Annotated in this window: 19 protein-coding genes; 8 read left to right on the top strand and 11 right to left on the bottom strand. The window is 69.1% G+C overall.

The annotated features are described in order from the left end of the window. The first annotated feature begins 1 nt into the window (after nt 1). The gene (locus AC1PZ7_RS09485; RefSeq protein WP_482359218.1) at nt 2–490 is read left to right on the top strand and encodes a hypothetical protein; all 489 of its coding nucleotides are present in this window, start codon (nt 2–4) and stop codon (nt 488–490) included. Between the two features lie 18 nt (nt 491–508). Here AC1PZ7_RS09485 and AC1PZ7_RS09480 read toward each other — a convergent pair whose 3' ends face one another. Both AC1PZ7_RS09480 and AC1PZ7_RS09475 read right to left on the bottom strand, forming a co-directional pair. Beyond that, nucleotides 509–1,921, bottom strand: a complete 1,413-nt coding sequence (locus tag AC1PZ7_RS09480) for a TRAP transporter large permease (protein ID WP_482359217.1) — start codon at nt 1,919–1,921, stop codon at nt 509–511. A 48-nt stretch (nt 1,922–1,969) separates the two neighbouring features. Further along, nucleotides 1,970–2,509 (bottom strand): TRAP transporter small permease subunit, encoded by a 540-nt coding sequence (locus AC1PZ7_RS09475; protein WP_482359216.1) that lies wholly within the window; start codon nt 2,507–2,509, stop codon nt 1,970–1,972. A 474-nt stretch (nt 2,510–2,983) separates the two neighbouring features. On the opposite strand from AC1PZ7_RS09475, the gene AC1PZ7_RS09470 reads away from it, so the two are divergent. Together AC1PZ7_RS09470 and AC1PZ7_RS09465 are read left to right on the top strand one after the other, a co-directional pair. After that, nucleotides 2,984–4,009 carry an AI-2E family transporter gene (locus tag AC1PZ7_RS09470; protein WP_482359215.1) on the top strand — a complete coding sequence of 342 codons (1,026 nt, stop codon included), beginning with the start codon at nt 2,984–2,986 and terminating at the stop codon, nt 4,007–4,009. Nucleotides 4,010–4,011: 2 nt separating this feature from the next. After that, nucleotides 4,012–5,583 carry an alpha/beta hydrolase gene (locus AC1PZ7_RS09465; protein WP_482359214.1) on the top strand — a complete coding sequence of 524 codons (1,572 nt, stop codon included), beginning with the start codon at nt 4,012–4,014 and terminating at the stop codon, nt 5,581–5,583. Between the two features lie 22 nt (nt 5,584–5,605). On the opposite strand, the gene AC1PZ7_RS09460 is transcribed toward AC1PZ7_RS09465, so the two are convergent. Together AC1PZ7_RS09460 and AC1PZ7_RS09455 are read right to left on the bottom strand one after the other, a co-directional pair. After that, entirely contained in the window at nt 5,606–8,647 is a 3,042-nt protein-coding gene (locus AC1PZ7_RS09460; protein ID WP_482359605.1) for an efflux RND transporter permease subunit, read from the bottom strand. Beyond that, on the bottom strand, nt 8,647–9,735 hold the full coding sequence (locus AC1PZ7_RS09455) for an efflux RND transporter periplasmic adaptor subunit (RefSeq protein ID WP_482359213.1): 1,089 nt from the start codon (nt 9,733–9,735) through the stop codon (nt 8,647–8,649). Before AC1PZ7_RS09455 ends, AC1PZ7_RS09460 begins: the two co-directional genes overlap by 1 nt. 297 nt (nt 9,736–10,032) lie before the next feature. Here AC1PZ7_RS09455 and AC1PZ7_RS09450 point away from each other — a divergent pair, with 297 nt between their 5' ends. Next, the gene (locus AC1PZ7_RS09450) at nt 10,033–11,250 is read left to right on the top strand and encodes an alpha/beta hydrolase (protein ID WP_482359212.1); all 1,218 of its coding nucleotides are present in this window, start codon (nt 10,033–10,035) and stop codon (nt 11,248–11,250) included. An 8-nt stretch (nt 11,251–11,258) separates the two neighbouring features. Here AC1PZ7_RS09450 and gltS read toward each other — a convergent pair whose 3' ends face one another. The 3 genes from gltS to AC1PZ7_RS09435 form a co-directional block, all read right to left on the bottom strand. After that, entirely contained in the window at nt 11,259–12,464 is a 1,206-nt protein-coding gene (gltS, locus tag AC1PZ7_RS09445) for a sodium/glutamate symporter (protein ID WP_482359211.1), read from the bottom strand. 69 nt (nt 12,465–12,533) lie between these two features. Beyond that, nucleotides 12,534–13,985, bottom strand: coding sequence for a GntP family permease (locus AC1PZ7_RS09440; RefSeq protein WP_482359210.1), 1,452 nt, complete (start codon nt 13,983–13,985; stop codon nt 12,534–12,536). A gap of 3 nt (nt 13,986–13,988) precedes the next feature. Further along, nucleotides 13,989–14,993 (bottom strand): patatin-like phospholipase family protein, encoded by a 1,005-nt coding sequence (locus tag AC1PZ7_RS09435; protein ID WP_482359209.1) that lies wholly within the window; start codon nt 14,991–14,993, stop codon nt 13,989–13,991. Nucleotides 14,994–15,311: 318 nt separating this feature from the next. On the opposite strand from AC1PZ7_RS09435, the gene AC1PZ7_RS09430 reads away from it, so the two are divergent. After that, nucleotides 15,312–15,635 carry a hypothetical protein gene (locus AC1PZ7_RS09430; RefSeq protein ID WP_482359208.1) on the top strand — a complete coding sequence of 108 codons (324 nt, stop codon included), beginning with the start codon at nt 15,312–15,314 and terminating at the stop codon, nt 15,633–15,635. Nucleotides 15,636–15,657: 22 nt separating this feature from the next. Here AC1PZ7_RS09430 and AC1PZ7_RS09425 read toward each other — a convergent pair whose 3' ends face one another. Continuing rightward, entirely contained in the window at nt 15,658–15,882 is a 225-nt protein-coding gene (locus AC1PZ7_RS09425; RefSeq protein WP_482359207.1) for a hypothetical protein, read from the bottom strand. Between the two features lie 247 nt (nt 15,883–16,129). Here AC1PZ7_RS09425 and AC1PZ7_RS09420 point away from each other — a divergent pair, with 247 nt between their 5' ends. Then, on the top strand, nt 16,130–16,828 hold the full coding sequence (locus AC1PZ7_RS09420) for a GntR family transcriptional regulator (protein ID WP_482359206.1): 699 nt from the start codon (nt 16,130–16,132) through the stop codon (nt 16,826–16,828). A gap of 24 nt (nt 16,829–16,852) precedes the next feature. Here the strand turns inward: AC1PZ7_RS09420 and AC1PZ7_RS09415 are convergent, their stop codons facing one another. After that, nucleotides 16,853–18,283 (bottom strand): aldehyde dehydrogenase family protein, encoded by a 1,431-nt coding sequence (locus AC1PZ7_RS09415; protein WP_482359205.1) that lies wholly within the window; start codon nt 18,281–18,283, stop codon nt 16,853–16,855. 91 nt (nt 18,284–18,374) lie between these two features. Here AC1PZ7_RS09415 and AC1PZ7_RS09410 point away from each other — a divergent pair, with 91 nt between their 5' ends. Next, nucleotides 18,375–19,781 carry an aminotransferase gene (locus AC1PZ7_RS09410; RefSeq protein ID WP_482359204.1) on the top strand — a complete coding sequence of 469 codons (1,407 nt, stop codon included), beginning with the start codon at nt 18,375–18,377 and terminating at the stop codon, nt 19,779–19,781. A gap of 86 nt (nt 19,782–19,867) precedes the next feature. On the opposite strand, the gene AC1PZ7_RS09405 is transcribed toward AC1PZ7_RS09410, so the two are convergent. Together AC1PZ7_RS09405 and AC1PZ7_RS09400 are read right to left on the bottom strand one after the other, a co-directional pair. Further along, the gene (locus AC1PZ7_RS09405) at nt 19,868–21,922 is read right to left on the bottom strand and encodes a hydantoinase/oxoprolinase family protein (protein ID WP_482359203.1); all 2,055 of its coding nucleotides are present in this window, start codon (nt 21,920–21,922) and stop codon (nt 19,868–19,870) included. A 21-nt stretch (nt 21,923–21,943) separates the two neighbouring features. Further along, nucleotides 21,944–23,779 carry a hydantoinase B/oxoprolinase family protein gene (locus AC1PZ7_RS09400; RefSeq protein ID WP_482359202.1) on the bottom strand — a complete coding sequence of 612 codons (1,836 nt, stop codon included), beginning with the start codon at nt 23,777–23,779 and terminating at the stop codon, nt 21,944–21,946. A gap of 166 nt (nt 23,780–23,945) precedes the next feature. On the opposite strand from AC1PZ7_RS09400, the gene AC1PZ7_RS09395 reads away from it, so the two are divergent. Continuing rightward, entirely contained in the window at nt 23,946–25,055 is a 1,110-nt protein-coding gene (locus tag AC1PZ7_RS09395; RefSeq protein ID WP_482359201.1) for an ABC transporter ATP-binding protein, read from the top strand. The last annotated feature ends 9 nt before the right edge of the window (nt 25,056–25,064 follow it).

Here is a 25,064-nt window from a genome sequence, read left to right as displayed (position 1 = left end):
AATGTTCGATCCCACCACCTGGACCGGGTTCCACACCTGGCTGAGCCTGATCGCCATCGCCGCCGGCTTCGTGGTGCTGGCCGATCTCACCACCGGGCGGGACCGCCCCGGCTGGACCGCCGTGTTCCTCGCCACCGCCGTCGCCACCAGCGCGACGGGCTTCGGCTTCGCCTTCCACGGCGTGCTGCCCTCGCACATCGTCGGCGTGATGGCGCTGGTGGTGCTCGCGGTCACCCTGCCCGCCCGCTACCATTTCGGCCGCGCCGGGCGCTGGAACGCGATCTACGCGATCGGCGTCGTCGCCAGCCTGTGGTTCCTGATGTTCGTCGCCGTGGCGCAGGCCTTCGCCAAGATCCCCGCCTTGCACGCGCTGGCGCCGACACAGTCGGAGCCGCCCTTCGCCATCGCCGAGGGCGTGGTGCTGGTGCTTTTCGTGCTGGCCGGCATCGCGGCGGTGCGCGGCGCGCGCACCATGCCCCGGCCGGCCTGACGGCGGGCGTCCGCCGCCTCAGAACTGCGGCGGCCCCATGTCGAGCGCCGGCGGCTCGAATTGCGGGATGTTCAGCTCGATGGTCGAGGGGTCCACCGTCGGGCCGGCGCTGATCCAGTAGGTCACCGCGTCCGGCCACATGATGACCACCACCACGAGGATGAGCTGCATCAGCAGCCACGGAATCGCGCCCCAGTAGATCTGCGAGGTGCGGATCGAGGGCGGCGCGATGCCGCGCAGGTAGAACAGCGCGAAACCGAAGGGCGGATGCATGAAGGCGGTCTGCATGTTCACGCAGAGCAGCACGCCGAACCAGATGAGGTTGATGTCGAGCTTCACCGCCACCGGCACGAGCAGCGGCACGATGATGAAGGCGATCTCGAAGAAATCGAGGAAGAAGGCGATGAAGAAGACGAAGACATTGACGAATATCAGGAATCCGGCCCGGCCGCCGGGCAGCTGGGAGAGCATGTGCTCGATCCACAGCGCACCGTCCATGCCCTGGAAGACGAGGCTGAACACCGTCGCGCCGATCAGGATGAACACCACCATCGAGGTGATGCGCGCCGTGGAGGCCATCGCCTGGCGGATGAGCGGCCAGGTGAGACGCCCGTGCAATGCCGCCAGCACGATGGCGCCGACCGCACCCATCGCGCCGGCCTCGGTCGGCGTGGCGAGGCCCATCGCCAGCGTGCCCAGCACCAGCATGATCAGCACGATGGAGGGCACCATGCCCCACAGCACCTGGCGGATCAGCGGCCAGCCACCCTCGCCGCGCGCCTCGGGCGGCAGCGGCGGCATGTGGTGCGGCTTGATGAGCGAGAGCACGAACACATAGGCAAGGAAGATCGCCACCTGCAGCAGCGAGGGGCCGATGGCGCCCAGATACATCTCGCCGACCGGCTTGCCGAGCTGCTCGGCCAAGATGATGAGCACCAGCGAGGGCGGGATGAGCTGGGTGATGGTGCCCGACGCGGCGATGACGCCGGTGGCGAGCTTCTGGTCATAGCCGTAGCGCATCATCACCGGCAGCGAGATCACGCCCATGGCGATGACCGAGGCCGCCACCGTGCCGGTGATCGCGCCGAGAATCGCGCCGACGATGATCACCGCGTAGGCGAGGCCGCCGGGCACCTTGCCGAACAGCTTGCCGGTGCCTTCCAGCAGGTCCTCCGCGAGGCCGCAGCGCTCCAGAATCGCCCCCATGAAGGTGAAGAACGGGATGGCGAGCAGCAGATCGTTGGAGATGATTCCGTAGAAGCGGAAGGGGAGGGCTTGGAGGAAGCTCAGGTGGAAATGCTCGGTCAGGATGCCGATCGTGCCGAAGAACAGACCCACCGCGACCAGCGAGAAGGCGACCGGAAAGCCGGCCAGCATGAAGCAGACCATGCCGGCGAACATCAGCGGGGGCATCACGCCATAGGAGAACATGCGGGGCTCGCGCGTCGGAGAAAGGGACGGAGGGCTCGTCGGTCGCCGCTACTGGAGAGGCTTCTCGTAATCGGTCGCGATCTCGAGCGCGCCGGTGAGCGCGGCGACGCGCTTGATGAGTTCCGAGACGCCCTGGATGGTGAGCAGCGCGAAGCCGAGCGGCAGCAGGAGCTTGGCCGGCCACAGCAGCAGGCCGCCGGCATTCTGCGACATCTCGTCGGAGGCGAAGGACTGCCAGAAGAAGGGAAAGCTCAGCCAGGTCAGGTAGATGCCGGCCGGAATGAGGATCAGCACGAAGCCGAGCGCGTCGATCCACAGGCGCCCGCGCGGCGAGAGCGACATGTAGACGAGATCGACGCGCACATGCTCGTTGCGCTTGAGGGTATAGGGCGCGCCGAGCAGCACCACGGCGCCGAACAGGTACCACTGGATCTCCAGCAGGCCGTTGGTGCTGTAGCTGAACAGATAGCGCACCGTCGCATTGCCGGCGCTGATGAGGCAGGCGAACAGCACGCAGTAATCCGCGATGCGCCCGAACCGCTCGTTCAATCCGTCAATGACGCGGCTGAAGGCCAGCAGCCCTCCCATCGCATCCCCCTCATTCTGATCGACTTTTGTCGTTGCGGTCAGGGGCTGCAATCGCCGTCCCTGCCGATCGGGGCAAGATAGACCATCGTCTCACGCAATTTAACCCGCACCGGCGGGCTCAATGTTCCGGCCGGGAAAACGGCGGCGGGGTGTGGCGCATATGCCGGCCCCGCAGCGGCGGCGCCGCGTGGCTGCAGGGCTGCAGACGCCGCTGCAAAGCCAGGCTGCGCGCGCTGCTGCCAAACCCTGCTGCAACAGCTGCGGAGACCTTGCTGCAGAGACCTTGCTGCAGGGACCTGGCTGCAGGGACCTGGCTGCAGGCACCTAGCGGCAGAGACCTAGCGGCAGGGCCCCCGAAGCCGCCACGACGTACCGCCGGGCGTGGACGCGCGGCCGCTTTCGCCAGCGGAACGATTTGCCGGTGTGGCGCGGCGTGTTATCCGGCTGGGGTCGCCGCTTGTCCTGAAGGCTCCCATGACCGCCTCCGCCTACCGCATCCCGCTCGGCATCTGCGCCTTCGTCCTCGGCGCCGGCGCGATCTATCTCGCCCGGCCGGTGGTGGCGCCGGTCGCCTTCGCCTTCTTCATCATCGCGCTGGTCTGGCCGCTCCAGCTCCGGTTGCAGCGGCGCCTGCCGGGGCTGGTGGCGATGGCGATCACGCTCACGCTCACCGTTTTTGCGGTGGCGCTGCTCGGCTATGTCACCGTCTGGGGCTTCAGCCAGGCCGGGCGCTGGCTGATCGCCAATGCCGGGCTCTTCCAGGCGCTCTACAGCGAGACCGCCACGCGGCTGGAGGAGCTCGGGCTCTATTCCGCCGGCATGCTGGCCGACACCTTCAATGCGAGCTGGCTGATCCGCCTGTTCCAGGGCCTCGCCGGCCGGCTCAACGGGGTGTTCGGCTTCCTGGTGGTGACGCTGATCTTCGTCATGCTCGGCCTGCTCGAAGTCGACATCGTGCGCGCCAAGCTGCTGTCGGAAGCCGGCGAGACCGGCCGCAAGCTGGTGCGTGCCAGCGCCGCGACGGCGGCCAAGTTCCGCACCTACATGATGGTGCGCACGGTGATGAGCGTGCTGACCGGCGTGTTCGTCTGGGCCCTCACCGCCGGGCTCGGGCTCGACCTCGCCCCGGCCTTCGGCGCCATCGCCTTCGCCCTGAACTACATCCCCTTCATCGGCCCGCTGGTGGCGACGGTGCTGCCGACCCTGTTCGCGCTGGCGCAGTTCGGCTCGTGGGAGATGGCGGTGCTGGTGTTCCTCGCCATGAACGTGATCCAGTTCTTCAGCGGCAGCTACATCGAGCCGCGCATGGCCGGCAAGGCGCTCTCCATCTCGCCCTTCCTGGTGCTGCTGGCGGTGTTCTTCTGGTCCTTCATGTGGGGGCTGTCCGGCGCCTTCATCGGCGTGCCGCTGGTGATCGCCGCCCTCACCTTCTTCGAGGAGGGCGACAGCACACGCTGGATCGCCCGCCTGCTCTCCGGCCGCGAGGAGCCTGTCGCCTGACCATGCTGACGCGCGCAAGAAAGATCGCCAAATGGATCGGCACGCTGGTGCTGCTCCTGTTCGTCGCCTTCCTCGGCATGCGGGTCTGGTTCGCCCAGAGCGGCGCGCCGCTGGAGCCCTGGCACACCTTCGTGCCGCAGGAGCTGAGCGTCGCCGAGCTCGACAAGGCGGACTGGCGCGCCTATCTCGCCCACGAGGACAAGCTGTTCGCCGACGTCACCCGCGAGGTGGTGCAGAAGCTGCCCGAGGACGAGCGGGTCCCGTCCAACCGCTATTTCTCCGGCAGCGTCGTCTACCCGCCGCACCTCACCCATGACTGGAACCGCTCCTACGAGCTGGCGCCGCAGGGCGAGCCGTCCGGCGCGGTGGTGCTGCTGCACGGGCTGACCGATTCGCCCTACAGCCTGCGCCATGTCGCCGACCGCTACCTCGCCAACGGCTTCCTCGTGGTGGCGCCGCGCCTGCCCGGCCACGGCACGGTGCCCGCCGGCCTGACCGACGTCGAATGGGAGGACTGGCTGGCCGCGACCCGGCTGGCGGTGCGCGAGGCCGCCGCGCGCGTGCCGGGCAAGCCGCTGGAAATCGTCGGCTTCTCCAATGGCGGCGCGCTGGCGCTGAAATACGCGCTCGACGCCCTCGACGACGCCAAGCTGGTGCGGCCCGACCGGCTGGTGCTGATCTCGCCCATGGTCGGCATCACCCGCTTCGCGCGCTTCGCCGGCCTCGCCGCGCTGCCGGCCTGGCTGCCGGCCTTCGACAAGGCGGCGTGGCTCGGCGTCGTGCCGGAGTTCAACCCGTTCAAATACAACAGCTTCCCGGTCAATGGCGCGGTGCAGTCGCATCGGCTGACGCGCGCGCTGCAGGCCTCCATCGCCAGTGAGGCGCGCGCCGGACGGCTCAAGGATATTCCGCCGGCCCTGACCTTCCAGTCGGTGATGGACTTCACCGTCTCGACGCGGGCCATCGTCGACGCGCTCTACAGCCGGCTGCCGGCCAATGGCAGCGAGCTGGTGCTGTTCGACATCAACCGCAACACCAAGCTCGGCCCGCTCCTGCGCGCGACCTCCTATTCGGCGCTGATGCGCCTGTTGCCGCCGCTGCCGCGCCGTTTCCGCACCGTGATCATCACCAATGAGGACGCCGGCAGCGACCAGGTGGTGGAGCGCAGCATCGCCGCCGGCAGCACCGAGGAAGTCTCGCGGCGGCTGGACCTGTACTATCCGCCGGACGTCTATTCGCTCTCGCACGTCGCCCTGCCCTTCCCGCCGAGCGACTCGCTCTACGGTTCGCACCCCGACCCGCTGGAGAATTTCGGCCTCCAGCTCGGCGCCATGGCGGTACGCGGGGAGCGCGGCGCGCTGATCGTCAGCCTCGACGCGCTGGTGCGCATGTCGTCGAACCCGTTCTTTCCCTACATGATCGACCGGATCGAGCCGCCGGCGGCGGCATCCGAGCCCGCCTCCCCGGCAGCGGCCGCGGCACCCGAGCCGGCCGCGCCGGCGGCCGCGCCTGAACCGACAGCGCCGGCGGCACCCATCGAGGATGCGCCGCCGGCCGCGGCTCCCGCGCCGTGAGGCCGGCCGGTCAGCCGGCCGGTCAGCCGCCAGCCTTGGCGCTTTCCCTTCCCACCGTCGCCAGATAGAGCGCCGGCAGGAAGATCAGCGTCAGCAGGGTGGCGACCAGGAGGCCGCCCATGATGGCGAAGGCCATCGGCCCCCAGAACACGGTCGGGGCGATCGGGATCATGCCCAGCACGGTGGACACGGCGGTCAGCATGATCGGCGTGAAGCGGGCGCAGGACGCCTCCATCACCGCCTCGCGGGCGCTCTTGCCGCCCGCCCGCTCGGATTCGATCTGGCCGATCAGGATCACCGCGTTCTTGATGATCATGCCGATCAGCGCCAGCACGCCGAGGATGGCGACGAAGCCGAGCGGCCGGTTCGACACCAGCAGCGCCAGCACCACGCCGATGAGGCCCAGCGGCGCCACGCTGACGACGAGCGCGGTCAGCGAGAAGCGCCGGAGCTGGAACATCAGCACGGTGAGCATGATGAGGATCATCACCGGCACCACCGCCATGACCGAGGCGAGCGAGGACGCGCTCTCCTCCACCGTCCCGCCGGTCTCGATGCGGTAGCCGGCCGGCAGGGTGTTCGCCAGTTCCTCGATCTTCGGCGCGAGCTGGCTGACCACGGTCTCCGGCAGTTCGCCCGCGACGATGTCCGACTGCACGGTGAGCGAGGGCAGCCGGTCGCGGCGCCAGACCAGCGGATAGGTCTGCTCATAGTCGAAGCTGGCGAACTGGCTCAGCGGCACGGTGCGCCCGTTCGGCAGCGGCACTTCGAGCGTGCGCAGCGTGTCGAGCGACACGCGCTGCTCGTCGGTCGCCCGCAGCACCACGTCGACGAGGTAGATGTCGTCGCGCACCTGCGTCACCGGCGCGCCGGTGACGACGGTGTTGAGCACCGAGCCGATGGCCTCGGTCGAGAGGCCGAGCAGGCGCGCCTGGTCCTGGTCGACGCGGATGCGGATCTCGCGCGCCGGCTCGATCCAGTCATAGTTCACCGTGCGCGTCAGCGGATCGGCGGCGATGACCTCGGCGAGCTTGAAGGCGATGTCGCGCACCGGCCCGAGCTCGGGACCGATCACCCGGTACTGGATCGGCCAGCCGACCGGCGGGCCGAGTTCCAGCGGCGAGACGCGGCTCACCACATTGGGGAAATCGTCGGCGAGCAGCTTCACCAGCCGGGCGTGCAGGCGCTCGCGCGCCTCGACGTCACGCGCCACCACCACCGCCTGGCCGAAGAAGTCGTTCGGCAGCTGCGCGTTGAGCGGCAGGTAGAAGCGGATGGCGCCGCGCCCGACATAGGCGCTCCAGCGCTCCACGTCCGGGTCGTCCTTCAGCGCCGCGTCGAGCCGCTGCACCGCCCGCTCCGTGGCGTGGATGGAGGCGTTCTGCGGCAGTTGCAGGTCGACCAGCAGTTCCGGCCGGTCGGACGAGGGGAAGAACTGCCGCGGGATCAGCGGCAGCGCCAGCACGGCGGCGGCGAACAGCCCCAGCGTGACGGCGACGGTGAACCAGCGCGCGGTGAGCGCGGCCGAGAGGAAGCCGCGATAGAGCCGCATGATGCGGCCGGGCGGCCCGCCGGCATTCTTCGGCGGCTTCAAGATCACGAGGCCGATCAGCGGCGCGAACACCACCGCCACCAGCCACGAGACGAGCAGCGCGATGGTCACCACCGCGAACAGGGTGAAGGTGTATTCGCCCGCCGACGAGGCGGCGAAGCCGACCGGCACGAAGCCGGCGATGGTCACCAGCGTGCCGGCCAGCATGGCGAAGGCGTAGGTCTTGAAGGCGAAGACCGCCGCGACCTCCTTGCGCTCGCCGGCGGCGAGGCGCCCGAGCGTGGCGTCGGTGGTGGTCATGGCGTCGTCGACCATCAGCGCCAGCGCGATGATCAGCGCGCCGAGCGAGATGCGCTGCATGTCGATGTCGAGCAGCCACATCATCGCGAAGACGCCCGCCAGCGTGAGCGGGATGGTCAGCGCCACCATCAGGCCGGCGCGCACGCCGAGCGCGATGAAGCTGACCGCGAGGATGATGAGGATGGCCTGCCAGAGCGATTCCATGAACTCGGAAATCGCGCCGCGCACCGTCACCGCCTGGTCGGCCACCAGATGCGGCTCGATGCCGATCGGCAGTTCGGCGGTGATCGTCGCCATCGCCTTGTCGATGTTGCGGCCGAGCTGGAGGATGTCGCCGCCCTCGCGCATGGCGATGGCGAGGCCGATGGCGGGCTGGCCATTGGCGCGGAACAGCGGGCGCGGCGGGTCGACATAGCCGCGCCGCACGGTGGCGATGTCGGCGAGGCGCAGCATGCGCCCGTCGACGGCGAAATTGATGTTGGCGATGTCCTGCTCGGAGCCGAAGGCACCGGAGACGTCGATCACCAGCTTCTCGTCGCCGGTCTGGATCGTGCCGGAGGGCTGGACCACGTTCTGCGCCCGCAGCGCGGCGACGAGCGCCGAGCGGTTGATGCCGAGATTGGCCAGTTCCTGCACCGAGAACTCGACGAAGATCTGCTCGTCCTGCTCGCCGAGCAGCTCGATCTTGGCGACGTCGGGAACATGCAGCAGGGTCGAGCGGGCCTGCTCGACATAGTCGCGCAGCTCGCGATGGGTGAAGCCGTCGGCGGTGAAGCCGTAGATCAGGCCGAACGTGTCGCCGAACTCGTCGTTGAAGCCGGGCCCGATCACCCCGCGCGGCAGCGTGTGCGCCATGTCGCCGACGCTCTTGCGCACATGGTACCAGACGTCCGGCACCTCCTCGGCGGTGGTGCTGCCCAGAAGGTTGACGAAGATCGTGGTGATGCCCGGCCGCGTATAGCTGCGGATGAAGTCGAGATGCGGCGTCTCCTGCAGGGTGCGCTCAAGCCGCTCCGTCACCTGCTGCAGCGTGTCCTCCATGCCCGCGCCCGGCCACGCCGCCTGCACCACCATGGTCTTGATGACGAAGGACGGGTCCTCCGCCCGGCCCAAGCGCGTATAGGCGAAAGCGCCGGCGAACACGACGGCCAGCATGAAGAAGATGACGAGCGAGCGCTCGCGGACCGCCCATTCCGACAGATTGAAACGCATCACGAACCCGCCCCGAGCAGACGCACCTTCTGGCCGGGATGGAGCGCCTGCACGCCGGCCGTCACCACCACCTCGCCCGGGCTCAGACCGGAATCGACGCCGACGCGCGCCTGCGAGAAGCTGCGCACCTCGATGTTGCGCAGCGCCACGGTCTGCGTGGCGGGATCGACCACCCAGACCGCCGGCTTGCTGTTGAGCGCCGTCAGCGCCGAGGCGGGGATGTCGATCACCGCGTCGCTGCCGAGCTCGACCTTGCCGATCACGGTGGAGCCGAGCCGCATCGCGGCGGGCGGGTTGTCGAGGCCGACGCGCACGCGGAAGGTGCGGGTGACCGGATCGGCCTGCGGCGCCACCTCGCGCACCCGGCCGGTGGCGGTGACGCCGGGATCGTCGCTCAGCGTCACGGTGACGACCACTTCCGGCGGCGCCGAACGCAGGATGTTGGCGGGCACGTCGAACACCGCGTCGCGCCCACCCTGCCGGGCGAGCTGCAGGATCATCTGTCCGGCCTGCACCACCTCGCCGGGCTCGGCGCCGCGCGCCGTCACCGTGCCCGGCGCGTCGGCGACGAGATCGGTGTAGCTGACATTGTCCTGCGCGATCTTGAGCTGGGCCTCGGCATTGTCCACCGCCGACTGCGCCGCCTGCAGCGCGGTGCGCGCGGCGTCGTGGTTGGCCTGCGTGGTGAAGCCGTTGCCGAGCAGCCGGTCCTGGCGCTCGAAGGTGTTCGCCGCGGTGACGAGCTGGCTCTCGGCCGCCGCCAGCGCCGCCTGCGCCGAGCGCAGCGTGTTGAGGGCGTTCTGCGGGTCGAGCCGGGCGACCACCTGGCCGGCCGTCACCTGATCGCCGACATTGGCGCTGCGCTCGATCATCCGGCCGGAGACGCGGAAGGCGAGCGCGGCCTCGTCCTGCGCGAGGACCTCGCCGGTGAAGGCGGCGACCTGCCCGCCGCTGCCCTTCTCGACGGTGACGACGCGCACGGGCCGCAGCGGCGGCGCCTCCGCCTCGGTCTCCTGGCCGCAGCCGGCAAGAAGCAGGCTCGCGCCGAGCGCAATGACACCCATCCACGGCTTCGCAGTCGTCGTCATCTGGGATTCAGTCCTCACAAATCGGCCGCGTTCCACATGGAGCGGCAGGTGGGGCCCCCGCCACGATCCCGCGGCGGGGTCATCAATGCGGGGAGACCCGGCGCGCGGGCGACGCCGGACCCTACGTAATCGCCGCGACATTATCATTCGCGACGTGTGACGTAACTGCCCTCCCTATGGCCCGTACGCTACATCTTTCGTCGTCTGTGCACGGCCATGCCCCTGATGGCTGGCCACGAAACGCCCAGCGCGATATTGCTGACCGGACGTCCTGGGCCGGAGCCCGACGGAGGCTGAATGCGTCTGGTGTTTCTTGCGTTGGCATGCGCGCTGTGCGTCGGGTGTGCCGGAAGACCGGTGGGGGTGCTGACGCCCGTGGAGGCGGCCTCGCCCGACGCCACCAAGGTCGACCTGCTCGTCGCGACCACGCGCGAGCCCTCCACCGACCCCGCGACCCTTTATACCGGCGAGCGCGGCGCGGGCGTGTCGCTCGACGCCTTCACCGTGTCCATCCCGCCGGACAGCCGGCGGCAGATCGGCGAGGTGCAGTGGCCGCGCAGCCTGCCGCCCAACCCGGAAACCGATTTCGCCACCCTCGACGTGAAGCCGCTGCCGAGCGTCAAGGCGGCCAGGGGCTGGCTCGACGCGCACCTGCCGCCGAGCCGGCGCGTGCTGATCTTCGTGCACGGCTTCAACAACCGCTTCGAGGACGCGGTCTATCGCTTCGCCCAGATCGTCCATGATTCCGGCTCGGAAGTGGCGCCGGTGCTGTTCACCTGGCCCTCGCGCGCCCGGGTGTTCGACTATCTGTTCGACCGCGAGAGCACGATCTTCTCGCGCGACGCCTTCGAGCAGACGGTCTGGCAGGTCGTCAACGACCCGCGCGTGGAGGACGTGACCATCATGGCCCACTCCATGGGCGCGTGGCTCGCCATGGAGGGCCTGCGCCAGATGGCGATCCGCAGCGGCAAGCTGCCGGGCAAGATCAGCAACGTCATCCTCGCCTCGCCGGACGTCGACGTCGACGTGTTCGCCTCGCAATGGCGCGCGCTCGAAGGACCGAGGGCACGCTTCACGCTCTTCGTCTCGCAGGACGACCGCGCCCTGCAGGTCTCCCGCCGCATCGCCGGCGGCGTCGACCGGCTCGGGCTGATCGATACCCAGAAGTTCTACGGCGAACTGGAGAAGTCGGGCATCGTGGTGATCGACCTCACCGCCATGCGCAGCGGCGATTCGCTCAACCACGGCCGCTTCGCTTCCTCGCCGGAGGTGGTGCAGCTGATCGGCCAGCGGCTGGTGAACGGCCAGACCGTCACCGATTCCGAGGTCAGCCTCGGCGACCGCATCGCCGCCGGCGCCATGGGCGTCGGCCAGACGGTCGGCGGCGCCGCCGGCCTGGCGCTGAGCGCGCCGATCGCGGTGATCGACCCGAATACGCGCCGCACCTATCAGGGGCAGATGGAGCGCTTCGGCCGCACGGTGAGCGAGACCGTGGAGGATCCCGGCGCCGACTGAGCCCCGCCTCAGCGCACCAGGAAGCCGATCACCGCGGCGTTGACGATGTCGATGAAGAAGGCCGAGACCAGCGGCAGGATGATGAAGGCGCGCGGCGAAGGGCCGTGCGTCTTGGTGACCGCCGTCATGTTGGCGATGGCGGTCGGCGTGGCGCCGAGGCTGATGCCGGTGAAGCCGGCCGAGATGACCGCCGCCTGATAGTCCCGCCCCATGAGCGGGAACACCACGAAGATGATGTAGGCCACCGCCACCAGGGTCTGCACGGCGAGGACGATGGCGAGGGCGAGGCCGAGCCCGCCAATGCTCCAGAGCTGCATGCTCATCAGCGACATGGCGAGGAACACGTTCAGCGCCAGATCGGACACCAGCGCCAGCGCGCGCGTGCGGGTCGGCCATTCGAGGCGCGGGAAGAGGCGCGGCACGGTGTTGGTCAGCACGATGCCGACCAGCAGGCAGACGACGAACATCGGCAGCTTGATGCCGGTCTGCTCGACCCCTTCCTCGAGCGCGAAGGCGATCAGGATGGCGACGTTCAGCACCAGCACGGTACGCAGCAGGCTGACATGGCTGATGTCGTCGGAGGTCTTGCGATCGGCCTTGGCCGGCAGGCCGACGACCGCCTCCTGCCCGGGCGGGCTCTTCAGGCGGTAGCGCAGGATCAGGTGGCGGGCGATGGGGCCGCCGGCGAGGCTGGCCAGCACGAGGCCGAGCGTCGCGGTGGCGATGCCGACCTCCATCGCATTGGCGACGCCGAAGCGTTCGGAGATCAGCGGCGCCCAGGCGATGGTGGTGCCGTGGCCGCCGATCAGCGAGGCCGAGCCGAGGAACACGGCGAGCCCCTCGGGCAGATCGAGCACCCCGACGGCGCCGATGGCGATCAGGTTCTGGATGATCAGATAGGCCACGGTGAGCACCAGCAGGATCACCAGCGGGCGGCCGCCGGCGATCAGGTCGTCGACGCGGGCATTAAGGCCGATGCCGGTGAAGAAATACAGCAGCAGCATGTCCCGCGCGGCGAGATCGAAGGCGATTTCGGCGTCGAGCAGCTTGTAGGCCGCCAGCGTCGCCAGCGCCGCGAGAAGGCCGCCGGTGACGGCCTCGGGAATGTTCCAGGCGCGCAGCGGCGGCACCGCGCGATTGATCCCCGAGCCGACGAAGAAGACGACGATGGCGATGGTGAAGGTCAACAGGCCCGAAATCTGTAAGGACGTCATCGTCGCTCCGCAGGTACCGACACACGAAAGACCGTCTCCCTCGCGAGAGACGGTCCCGACGGGCCCTCCTCAGAAGCTGCCAACCATCGAGCCGAGGGCGATGACCGCGACGAGTGCCACGATGGCACCGACGATAGCAACCATGACGATGTCGAGATAGCTCTGCCTGGGCGTGGCGCCGCAGACGGCGAGCAGCGTCACCACCGCGCCGCTGTGCGGCAGGCTGTCGAGCGTGCCCGCGCTCATCACCGCCACGCGGTGCAGCAGCGCCGGATCGATGCCCAGCTCGGCGGCGCGCTGCAGATAGGTCGCGCCGAGCGCATCGAGCGCGATGGTGAGGCCGCCGGAGGCCGAGCCTGTCAGCGCGGCGAGGATGTTGGTGGCGATGGCGAGCGAGACCAGCGGGCCGCCGTCGATCGACAGCACCCAGTCGCGCACCAGCGCGAAGGCCGGCAGCCCGGCCACCACCGCGCCGAAGCCGACGAGGCTCGCCACGCTGAAGATCGGCAGCACCGAGGCGTTGGCGCCGGCGTCCATGGTCTCGCGCAGCTTGAGCAGGCGGCGCCGGTTGATGGCGAGCGTGGCGAGAATGGCGACGATCAGCGCCACGGCGACCGACCACACGCCGCTGACCGCCGCGAACGGCACGGCCCCCCAGCGCTCCTCGGCGAGGAAGCCGAAATCGAGGCGCGGCAGGATGACGAAGGACATCAGCAGGTTGACGACGATCACCAGCGCCAGCGGCAATGCGGCGAACACGATGCCCGGACGCTCGGCGCTCAGCTGTCCGTGGGTGATCTCGGCGGGATCGAACTCGCGCGCCGTGGTGGCGCGCTCGCGCAGCAGCGGATCGTCGAGCGCGCCGTTGACGCATGCCGTGCCGTCGCCGAAGCCCTCGCCGGCGCGGCGCGCGGCCGTTTCGGCGCGGGCCAGCCACCACAGGCCGAAGCCGAGCATGATCGCCGAGGCGATGATGCCGAGACCGGGCGCGGCGAAGGGCGTGGTACCGAAGAACGGCATCGGAATGGCGTTCTGGATCGCCGGCGTGCCGGGCAGCGCCATCATGGTGAAGGTGAAGGTGCCGAGCGCGATGGCCGGCGGCATCAGCCGGCGCGGGATGTCGGCGACGCGGAACAGCGCCTCGGCCATCGGCGCCAGCACGAACAGGGCGACGAACAGGCTGACGCCGCCATAGGTGACGATGGCGCCGGCCAGTACCACGGCGAGGATGGCGCGCTTGGCGCCCAGCTTCGCGGTCATGAAATCGGCGATGGCGCCGACCGAGCCCGAATCCTCCATCAACTTGCCGAACAGCGCGCCGAGCAGGAACAGCGGAAAGAACTGCCCGACGAAGCTCGCCGCGCTGCCCATGAAGGTCTGCGTCCAGTTGGCCAGCAGCGGCTCGCCCGACAGCAGGGCGGCGATGAGCGCCGAGACCGGCGCCAGCAGCAGCACGCTCCAGCCGCGATAGGCGAACCAGACGAGCAGCCCAAGGCCGAGCAGGATGCCGAGCAGGCCCATCGGTCACACCCCTTCCAGCAGGATGTCGAGGTCGACCGAGGACCGCTTGCCGATGTTGTCGGCATCGGCTGCGAGGAAGGCGGTGGCGGCCTTGCGGCCCTCGTCACGCAGCATGCTGAGGAACTCCCACTCGGCATTGAGCTTGGAGGAATAGCCGAGCGTCGCCATGATCTCGTTGCGCACCAGATGGATGCGCATCTTCGCCCATTGCGCGCCCTCGCTGTTGCCGGGATCGGCGACCTGCCGCAGCAGGGCGATCATGCGCAGCTCCTTGAGCAGCGCCGAGTTGAACGACACCTCGTTCAGCCGGTTGAGGATCTCGGCGGCGGTGCGCGGCGTGCCGGGGCGCTCGATGGGATTGATCGGGATGAGGATGGTGTCGTCGGATTCCAGTTCGCGCACCAGCGGCGTCATGGTCGGATTGCCGGAATAGCCGCCGTCCCAGTAGTTCTCGCCGTCGATCTCCACCGCCTGGAACAGGGTCGGCAGGCAGGCCGAGGCGAGCAGCACGTCCGGCGTGATCTCGGCGTTGCGGAACACCCGCCCCCGGCCGGTGCGAACATTGGTGGCGGTGATGAAGACCTTGATCGGCGAGGTCTTCAGCCGGTCGAAATCGATCGCCTTCTCCAGGATCGCACGCAGCGGGTTGGAGCCGCTCGGGTTGAGGTCGTAGGGCGAATAGAGCCGCGACATCAGGTCCATGGCGACGAAAAGCGGCGAGTTGTCGAGCGACCAGCGCCCCAGCAGCACGTCCATGGGGCCGCGCTGGAACGGCGAGAAGCGGGCGGCGTCCGACACATGCCGCCAGTAGGCTTCGAGCGCGACGCGGGCCCCGGCGGCGCCGCCGGCCGCATAGCCATCCGCCATCACCGCCGCGTTCATCGCCCCGGCCGAGGTGCCGGAAACGCCGTCGATGCGCAGCCACTCCTCCTCCAGCAGCCGGTCGAGCACACCCCAGGTGAAGGCGCCATGCGAGCCGCCGCCCTGCAGCGCGAGGTCGATCAGCACCGGCTCCCGGCCGCTGGCCGCTTCCGTCGCCGCCTCGCCGGAAGGCGCGCCGCCGGCCCCCGAGGCACGACGCGCGGAGGCGGCAGATTTCGCACGGGGCGGATTCGTGGGGGGCACATTCGCAGGGGGCACGGGGCACGCCTTTGCAACGGGAGGTCGGTACCGTAACCGTCTCCATGCTGCATCGCAACATGGACATGCCGCCCGACGGCGCAAAATGGTGCGGACGCCGCGTGATCCCCGCATTGCGCCCGCCCCTCCGGGTGAGCGATAAACCGGTTGCCAGCGCGCACCGCGCTCCGACCCTCAGGATCTCACATGATCGCCCGTCTGCTCATCGCCGCCGCATTCTGCGCGCTCGCCGCCGCCCCGTCCGCCGCCAAGGACCGCCGGGTCGATATCATCAACAAGACCGGCTACACCATGACCAGCTTCTTCGCCTCGGCCGTCGACGAGGACAGCTGGGAAGAGGACATGCTGGACAACGACACGCTGCAGAATGGCGAGGTCCTGGAAGCCGATATCGACGACGGCACGGATGCCTGCATCTACGACTTCAAGGCGGTCTTCGTCGACGGCGACACCGCCATCAAGCGCAAGGTGAATGTCTGCGAGGTCGGCACGTTCACCTTCCTGCCCTGAGCCCCCGCCGGGCGGCGCGCGCTCACGCCGCCCGCGAGCCGGCGCCGTCCTGTTCCTCGACGTCGATCACGACGACGCGGCCCGCCTCCTCCATATCGACCTGCCAGTCGATGTCGAGCGACGGGCTGCCACGCACCCGGCCGCGCGCGAGGCGTTCGGCCGCACCGAGATCGGTGGCGTCGACGGTGACCTGACCGACTTCGCGCGTCGTGACGGTGCGTTCGAGAGTGATGGTGAACTGGGTCATGGCTACGGCTCCGAAACGTGCCGCCTGTATCGCCTCGACCCGCTCCGCCGTCTTGCCGAATGGCGCGAACCTTGCCGGTGTGCACGGCCGCCGCCGCATCCTGAGCCCGGGCGGACGCGGCGCGGACGGGCCTTGCCGCCGCCGCCCATGGGTGGCATCCGCCTCGGAAACCGCCTAGATTAGTGATCACAAGATCGCCAATCGTGGCCGCATCCAGTCAAGAGGCGCAAAGCGCCCTTCGGACCTCATGACCGAACACGTCGTCTTCGAAAAGCTCGAGAGGGACCCGCTGCATGAGCGGGTGCATCGCGAGCTTCGTTCCGCCATCATCGCCGCGCGCTTCGAGCCCGGCCAGAAGCTGACCGTGCGGGCCATTTCCTCGGCCTTCGGCGTCAGCACCATGCCGGTGCGGGCAGCCTTCGCCCGGCTCGCGGCCGAGAAGGCGGTGACGGCGCTGGCCAACGGAACGATTTCCATCCCGCTGCTGACGCGCGACCAGTTCGACGAGCTGATCGAGCTGCGCATGCTGCTGGAAGGCATCGCGACGGAGAAGGCGGCGCGGCTCATCACGCCCGACGAGATCGAGGCGCTTCAGCTCGTCGCCCGCGAGCTGCACGAGGCGGCGCAGGCGGACGATGCCGACGCCTATCTTCGCCTGAACCAGCAGTTCAAGTTCGCGGTGTTCAAGGCGGCCCGCGCTCCCGCGCTGGAAGACCTGATCGAGCGGCTGTGGCTGCAGATCGGCCCGTTCATGCGCCACTACGCCGCCGATATTCGCGGCCAGCTCGACACCGACCAGTACGACGCCGTCATCGACGCGCTGCGCCGCGCCGACGGGCATACCGCGCGCGCGGCGATGGAAGCCGATGTCGCCGGCGGCGCCGACTTCCTCAAGCGGACGGCGGTGTTCGCCGAGGCCGCCAGCGAGCCGCCGACCGGCAAGTGAGCCGGCCGGCGCCCGGCGGGAACGTCAGCCTTCCAGCAGGTAGGACGTCCGGGTCTGGGTGAAGAAGTCGCGGGCGGCGCGGCCCTGCTCCTTCGGCCCGTAGCCCGACGCCTTGGTGCCGCCGAACGGCACATGATAGTCCACCCCCGCCGTCGGCAGGTTCAGCATGGTCATGCCGGCCTTCACGTTGCGGCGGAAATGGTGGGCGTATTTCATCGTCGTCGTGCAGATGCCGGCGGAGAGGCCGTAGGCCGTGTCGTTGGCGACGTCGAGCGCCTCCTCATAGTCCTTCACCCGAATGACCGAGGCGACCGGGCCGAACACTTCCTCGCGGTTGATGCGCATGTCGCGATGGGTGTCGGCGAACAGCGCCGGGGAAAGATAAAAGCCTTCCGTCGCGCGGTTGAGCCGCTCGCCGCCGGCGACCAGGCGGGCGCCCTCGCCGCGCGCGATCTCGATATAGGACATGTCCTTGGCCAGCTGGCGCGCGTCGATCACCGGGCCGACCTGGGTGCCGGGTTCCAGCGCGTGGTCGACCTTGAGCGCGCGCACGCGTTCCGCCACCGCGGCGACGAAGCGGTCATGCACACCCTCGGTGACGATGAGCCGGCTGGAGGCCGTGCAGCGCTGGCCGGTCTGGTAGAAGGCGCCGTTCACCGCGCATTCGACCGCGACGTCGAAGGGCGCGTCATCGAGCACGACCAGCGGGTTCTTGCCGCCCAGTTCGAGCTGCACCCGCGCGCCGTTGGCCACCGCATGGGCGGCGACCTTGCGGCCGGTGACGGTGGAGCCGGTGAAGCTGATGGCGTTGATCTCCGGCGAGGAGGCCAGCGCCTCGCCCACTTCCGCGCCGCCGATGACGAGATTGACCAGCCCCGCCGGAAGACCCGCCTGTTCCATGATCTCGAACAGCGCCACGGCGCTGGCGGGCACCAGCTCGGACGGCTTCAGCACCACCGCGTTGCCATAGGCGATGGCGGGGGCGATCTTGTTGGCCGGCACCGAGGACGGGTAGTTCCACGGCGTGATGAGCCCGACGACGCCGACCGGCTCAGGCATCACCTCCACCTCGACGCCCGCCCGGATGGAGGGCAGGCGCTCACCGGCGAGGCGCAGGACCTCGCCCGCATAGAACTTGAAGAGCTGACCGGCGCGGGTGACCTCGCCGATGCCGTCGGCGAGCGGCTTGCCTTCCTCGCGCGACAGCAGCCGGCCGAGCGGCTCGCGCCGCGCCAGGATCGCCGTGCCGATGGCGTCGAGCGCCTCGCTGCGCGCCTGCAGCGTCATGGCTCCCCACACCGGAATCGCCGCCCGCGCGGCCGCCGTCGCCTCGGCGACCTGCGCCGGCGTGGCGAGGGCGAACTCGTCGACCACATCGGAAATGTCGGACGGATTCACGTTCCGCAGGGTGCCGGATCCCTCGACCCAGGCCCCGCCGATGAAATTGCGCTGCACTTTAAGCCCCTCTCAATTGCGAGATCAGTGATCACACTTTATAGTGCCACGCAGCCTGCTTCAACATGCCGTCCAGTCGGAGAGCCTGCGCATGAGTCTCGAACCGCACCACAACATGTCACTTGAGGAGATGGACAAGCGCAGCCTGTTCCACCCCTTCACCAGCATTGGCGACCACCTCGCCAACGGGCCGCGCATCATGGCCTCGGCCGCCGGCGTCCATGTCACCGACAGCAAGGGCCGTCGCTATCTCGACGGCGCGGCGGGGCTCTGGTGCGTCAATGTCGGCTATGGCCGGCAGGAGATCGTCGACGCGATGACGCGGCAGGCGCAGGCGCTGCCGTTCTTCCACTCCTTCACCTCGATCGCCAACGAGCCCTCGATCCGCCTCGCCGACCGCGTGCTGCGCTGGGCGCCGGACCATATGAGCAAGGTGTTCTTCGGCAATTCCGGCTCGGATGCCAACGACACCAACATCAAGCTGGTCTGGTACTACAACAACATGCGCGGCAAGCCCGCGAAGAAGAAGATCATCTCGCGCAACCGCGCCTATCACGGCGTCACCATCGGCGCGGGCAGCCTCACCGGGCTGACCAACTGCCACCAGTTCTTCGACCTGCCGCTGCCGCAGATCATCCGCACCCATTCGGTCGATCAGTACCGCGAGAAGCCCGAGGGCATGAGCGAGGCGGAGTTCACCGCCTATCTCGCCAGCGAGCTGGAGGCGCTGATTCTCAAGGAGGGGCCGGACACCGTCGCCGCCTTCATCGCCGAGCCGGTGATGGGCACGGGCGGCGTGCTGGTGCCGCCGGCGGGCTATTTCCCGGCGATGCAGGAGGTGCTCGACCGCTACGACATACTGATGATCGCCGACGAGGTGATCTGCGGCTTTGGCCGTCTTGGCTCGGCCTTCGGCACGACGCATTTCGGCATCCGCCCCGACATCATGACCATGGCCAAGGGCCTGTCCTCGGGCTACCAGCCGATCTCGGCCAGCGTGATCTCGGACCGTATCTGGGATGTGCTCAGGGACACCTCCGGCGAGGTCGCGGCCTTCGCCCACGGCTTCACCTATTCCGCCCATCCGGTGGCGGCGGCGGCGGCGCTGGCCAATCTCGACATCGTCGAGCGCGAGGATCTCGTCGGCAATGCCGCCAGGGCCGGCGCGGAACTCAAGGCGGCGCTGCACAAGCGCATCGGCGACCACCCGCATGTCGGCGACATTCGCGGCGTCGGCCTGATGCTGGCGGTAGAGATGGTGGCGGACCGCACGACCAAGCAGCCCTTCGACCTGTCGCTGAAGGTCGGCGCGCGCATTGTCGCCAAGGCCTATGAGCAGGGCGTGATCGTCCGCCCGCTCGGCAACATGATCGCCATGTCGCCGCCGCTCACCCTGACGAGCGCCAATATCGAGGAGCTGGTGACGGGCCTGGGCAAGGCGGTGGACGCGGCGACCGACGAGCTCGCCCGCGAAGGCGCCCTGCCGAAGACGCACTGAGCCTGCCTCCTCCCAGGCGAAAAGGCCCCGGACGGCATGTCCGGGGCCTTTTTTTGCCGGAAGAAACCGGTCGCCCGGCCCGGTTCTCAATTCAGTTCGAGGCGGTAATTGCCGTCGCTGTCGGCGCTCGCGCTCCAGCGCGGCAGCAGCATGATGGTGGTGGTGGGCTCCTCGATCACCGCCGGCCCGTTCACGCGGGCTCCGGCCCCGAGATCGGCGCCGGCATAGACCGGGCAGTCGATGAGGCCGCCCGCCTCGCGCACATAGACGCGACGGTCCGCCTTCGGTACCGGAGCACCCTGCTGGGCCGGGCGGATGACGCGCGCCGGCCGCTCGGGGGCGAGGCCGATGGCGCGCACCTTCCAGGTGGTGAACTCGACCACGTCGGTCTCGGCCTTCACCGAATAGATGCGCTCGTGCATGGCGTGGAAGGCCGCCACCATCGGCGCGAGGTCGCCCGCGCCGAGGCCACCGGCGGGCAGATCGAACGGCACCTCGATCTCCCAGGACTGGTACTGGTAGCGCCCGAGATAGACGGTGGCGAAGCGCTGGCGCTCGGCCGGCACGCCGGCTTCCGTGAGGAAGGCGCGGCCGCGTTCGGTGAGGCGGGCGATCACCTGGTTCACCCGCGCCGGATCGAACGCCGCCGACGAGGTGAACGCCGTCGCCTGCTCCTCCCAGCGAATGTCGGAGATGAGGCCGCCATAGGCCGAGAGCCCGGCGGCGAAGCGCGGCACCATCATCCGGGCAATGCCGAGTTCCTGCGCGATCTCGCAGATATGCGCCGCCGTCGCGCCGCCGCCGACCACCATGAAGCTGTCGCGCGGGTCGATGCCCTCCTTCACCGTCATGTCCTCGATGGCGCCGACCATGACGTTGTTGCTGGTGGTGTAGATGGCGTAGGCCGCCTCCTCCAGCGACACGCCGAGCCCGGTCGCGATCGCGCCGATGACCTGTTCGGCCGCCGCCCGGTCGAGCTTCATCCGCCCGCCGAGGAAATAATCCGGATCGAGGATGCCGAGCACGACATTGGCGTCGGTGACGGTCGGGCGCTGCCCGCCGCGGCCGTAGCAGGCCGGGCCGGGGCGCGCGCCCGAGCTGTGCGGGCCGACATGCAGCATGCCGCCCGCGTCGATGGAGGCGATCGAGCCGCCGCCGGCGCCGACCGAGCGCACGTCGATCTTCGGGATGCCCAGCATGTCGTCGCCGATCATCGCCTCCTGCGAGACGATGAAATGCCCGTCGCGGATCGCTGACACGTCGAAGGTGGTGCCGCCCATGTCGACGACGATGACGTTCGGCTCGGGGGTGAGCTGCTGGGCGGCGACGGGCGCCAGCGTCGGGCCCGACATCACCGAGAAGATCGGCCGCGCGATCAGGTCGCCCGGCGGCATCATGCCGCCCACGCAATTGGCGAGCAGCAATTCGTCGCGGAAGCCCGCCGCGTCCAGCGCACCGGTCAGCTTCGTCACATAGTCGCTGACGATGGGCAGCAGCGAGGCGTCGATCACGGTGGAGATGGCGCGGCGGTATTCGCGCCCGATCGGGTTCAACTCGTGGCTGAGCGTGACCGGCACCTGCGGCCAGACCTCGTGGATGATCTCGCGGGCGCGCCGCTCATGGCTGCCGTCGACGATCGACCACAGGAAGCAGATGCCGATCGCCTCGACGCCCTGGGCCTTCAGCCTGCGCGCCGCTTCGCGCACGTCGTCCTCGTGCAGCGGCGCGATGATCTCGCCGCGCGCGCTGATGCGGCCGCGGATCTCCATCGTGTCGGCCGGCAGGACATAGGGATCGGGGAAGTCGAGCCGCCAGTTGAAGACGGGTTTGCGCACCGCCTCGCGCAGGGTGAGGATGTCCGGGTGCCCGGCATTGCACAGGAAGCCGGTGCGCGCCGCCTTGCGCTCGACCAGCGCGTTGGTCGAGACCGTCGAGCCGTGCACGATGCGCCCGGTCTGGCCGAGGAAGTCGGCGAGGCTCAGCCCGAAATGTTCGGCCGCCAGCTTCAGCGCGTTCATGAAGCCGGTCTCGAAGTCCGGCGGCGTCGACGAGGCCTTGAAGATGTGGAGTTCGCCCTGCCCGTCCTCGACGATGCAGTCGGTGAAAGTGCCGCCAATATCGATGGCGATGGAAAAGCTCATCGGGGAAATCCGTCCGGATCGTCAGGAGGAAGGGGAGCGGGCGGCGCGCCGTTCGGCGGTCGCGGGCGCGTCGAGCTCCCAGCCGCCGATGCCGGTGCTCGGGCGGACGACGACACCATGGACGTCGCGGGCGCGCGCGGGCGAGATCCAGCCGCGCCGCACCGAGCGGAGCACCTTCTCCGGCGCCCGCGCCAGCGGATCGCCATAGCCGCCGCCGCCGCAGGCCCGGAACAGCACCGCCTCGTCGGGACCGATGGTGACGTCGCCGAAGGTCACGAGCTGCGTCACCGTGCCGGTGCTGTCGCGATGCCAGTTGCCGGAGGTCGCCGCGTCGCCGCCGCCGCGCACGCCGCGCGCCGGGGCGATGTCGCCGTCGCTGCCCCAATAGACCGTCATCCGCCCGGCGAGCGGGCGATAGGTGCCTTCGATGCCCGGCGCGCCGTCAAATTCGCCCGGCCCGCCGGAATCGACGGCGACGCGCCGCTCCTCGACCAGCATCGGGTACATCGCCTCGTTGATCTCGACCGAATCGACCGACATCTGCCCGCCGTCGCAGCCCGCGCCGGAGAGCAGCCAGCCGTCATAGCCGGAGAGGCCGGCGCTGCCGCCATAGCCGAGGAAGATCTGGTTCACATAGGGTTGCCCGCCCATGGCCGGATCGCCCTGCGTGGGGTCGGTGCCGGAGATGACGGCCTCGCCGAGCGCCTGCGAATAGGCGAACTCGCCCATGCCGTGCGGCTCGCCGATCTGCGAGAAGCAGCTCGCCACCGCCGTGATCAGCCGGCTGGTCAGGTTGGTGGTGGCGACCGAGGTGCCGACCGGATAGGTCGGGCGCCCGAGCGCGCTGCCGTCCTTCAGCAGGATGCGGATGCGCGAGGCGCTGCCTTCATTGTGCGGCAGGTCGGGATCGAGATTGTAGAACACGCCGATGCGGCAGGCGGCCAACGCGGTGGCCTCCGTGAGATTGAGCCCGCCGGGGACGCAGTCGACATTGTCGGTGGCGTCGACCGTGATCATCGCCTCGTCCGGGTCGATGCTGAGCGTGACGCGCACCGGAATGCCGTCCTCGGCGACGTTCGGCACCGGATCGTGGCGGGTCTCGAACCGCCAGGTGCCCCTGGGCAGCGAGCGGACTTCCGAAATCATCCGGCGCTCGCCATAGGCCATCCATTCCTCGATGAAGGCCTTCACCGTGGCGCGGCCATAGCGGTCGCACAGCTCCTTCAGCCGCCGCTCGCCGACGCGGCAGGCGCCGACCTGCGCCTGGTAGTCGCCGTACCAGAGATCGGAAACGCGGATCTTCATCCGGCACATGCGGATGATGTCGGCCTTGTCCCTGAAGTTCTCCTGGATGCGCACGCAGGGAAGGTGGATGCCTTCCTCGTAGATGGTCTTGGCTTCCGGCAGGTAGGTGGTGGGGATCGGCGCGCCGATGTCGGCGTGGTGGGCGCGCGCCAGGGTCCAGAACAGCGGCTCGCCATCGCAGAACACCGGCACGCAGAGCGTCATGTCGGCGTGGTGGGTGTTGCCCGTATAGGGGCAGTTGTTGATGAAGGCGTCGCCTTCCCGAATGTCGTCGAAGAATTCGGTGATCGGCTTGGTCGTCAGGTCGAGCGCGGTGATGTGGATGGGGATGCAGTCCTCCACCGAGAGCAGCCGGTGGTCGTAGGTCAGCAGTCCGCAGGAGAAGTCCCGCGCGTTCTTGATGACCGCCGAGCGGCTCGACTTCATCAGGGTCGCGTTCATCTCGCGCACGATGGCGGAGAGCCGCGACGAGAGCACCGAGAGCAGGAAAGGCTCCATGGTCGTGACGGCTTCGCCCGTCATGCCGCCGCCGGAGGCTTTTCTCGTCGCCATGCAGATCCCTCTTGTTGCTTTTTGCGATCAGTGATCACAGAATGGCATTCATGCTAAGCGAAGTGATGCGGCGGCTCAAGTTCGGATCGAACGCATGTCACGCCTGCCATGCCGACGCCGGCTCGCCGCGAAACAGTGAGGTACTGCCCCTTGGTCGGAAGCGCCCATGCCCGCCCCGAGCGATAAAGCAAACGATGCGCCGGCGCTGGAAGTGATCCGCGCCTCTCGCGACTTCGGCGCCGTCAAGGGGCTGGACGACGTGACCGTGACCGCCGCGCGCGGCGAGTTCCTCACCATTCTGGGCCAGAGCGGCTCGGGCAAGACCACGCTGCTGCGCATCATCGCCGGCCTCGACCATCCCACTTCCGTCGCCGCGCTGCGCATCGGCGGCAGGGATGTGCTCGGCCTGCCGCCGCACAAGCGCAACGTCACCACCGTCTTCCAGCATTATGGCCTGTTTCCGCATATGAGCGTCGGCCAGAACGTGGAGTACGGGCTGAAGCTGCGCGGCGTCGGGGCGAGCGAGCGCCGAACGCGCGCCGAGGCGGCGCTGGCCACGGTGCGGCTGCCCGACAAATACGACCGGCGCATCCACCAGCTCTCCGGCGGCGAGCGCCAGCGCGTCGCCCTCGCCCGCTCCATCCTGACCGAGCCGGACGTGCTGCTGCTCGACGAGCCGCTCGGCGCGCTCGACGAGCGGCTGCGGCTCGACATGCAGATCGAGCTGGTGGAGCTGCAGCGCCGGCTGGGCATGACCTTCGTCTTCATCACCCACAGCCAGGAAGAGGCGCTCACCATGAGCGACCGCGTCGTGCTGATGCGCGGCGGGCGCATCGCGCAGGAAGGCACGCCGCGCGACCTGTTCGAGCGGCCCTGCTCGCGCTTCGCCGGCTCCTTCATGGGCGTGGAGAACATCATCGACGGCACCGTCTCCGGCTTTTCCGGCGGCGTCGCCGAGATCACCGCGCCGGGCGGCGTCTTCCATGGGCTGTGGACCGGCGCCGAGACGCCGCGTCTTGGCCAGAAGGCCGCGCTGCTGCTGCGCGCCGAAAAGCTGCGCCTGCAGGCGGCCGGCGGCACGGCGGCGCCCCCCGGCGACAGCATCGAGGGGCGGATCACCGCCCGGATCTACAAGGGCAAATACATCGACGTCGCGATGGAAACCCGGTTCGGCGCGATCCACGCCCGCGCCTGGACCGATGACGACCTCGCTTCCGACACCGTGCGGATCGGCTGGTCCGCCGGCGATGCCAGATGCGTCCCCGCAGAGGGATGACGACCACCA

This window comes from Ancylobacter sp. TW_SC_1 (assembly GCF_056836805.1).
Note: the sequence above shows the minus strand (reverse complement) of the source record. Positions and strands in the feature narration are given on the sequence as shown.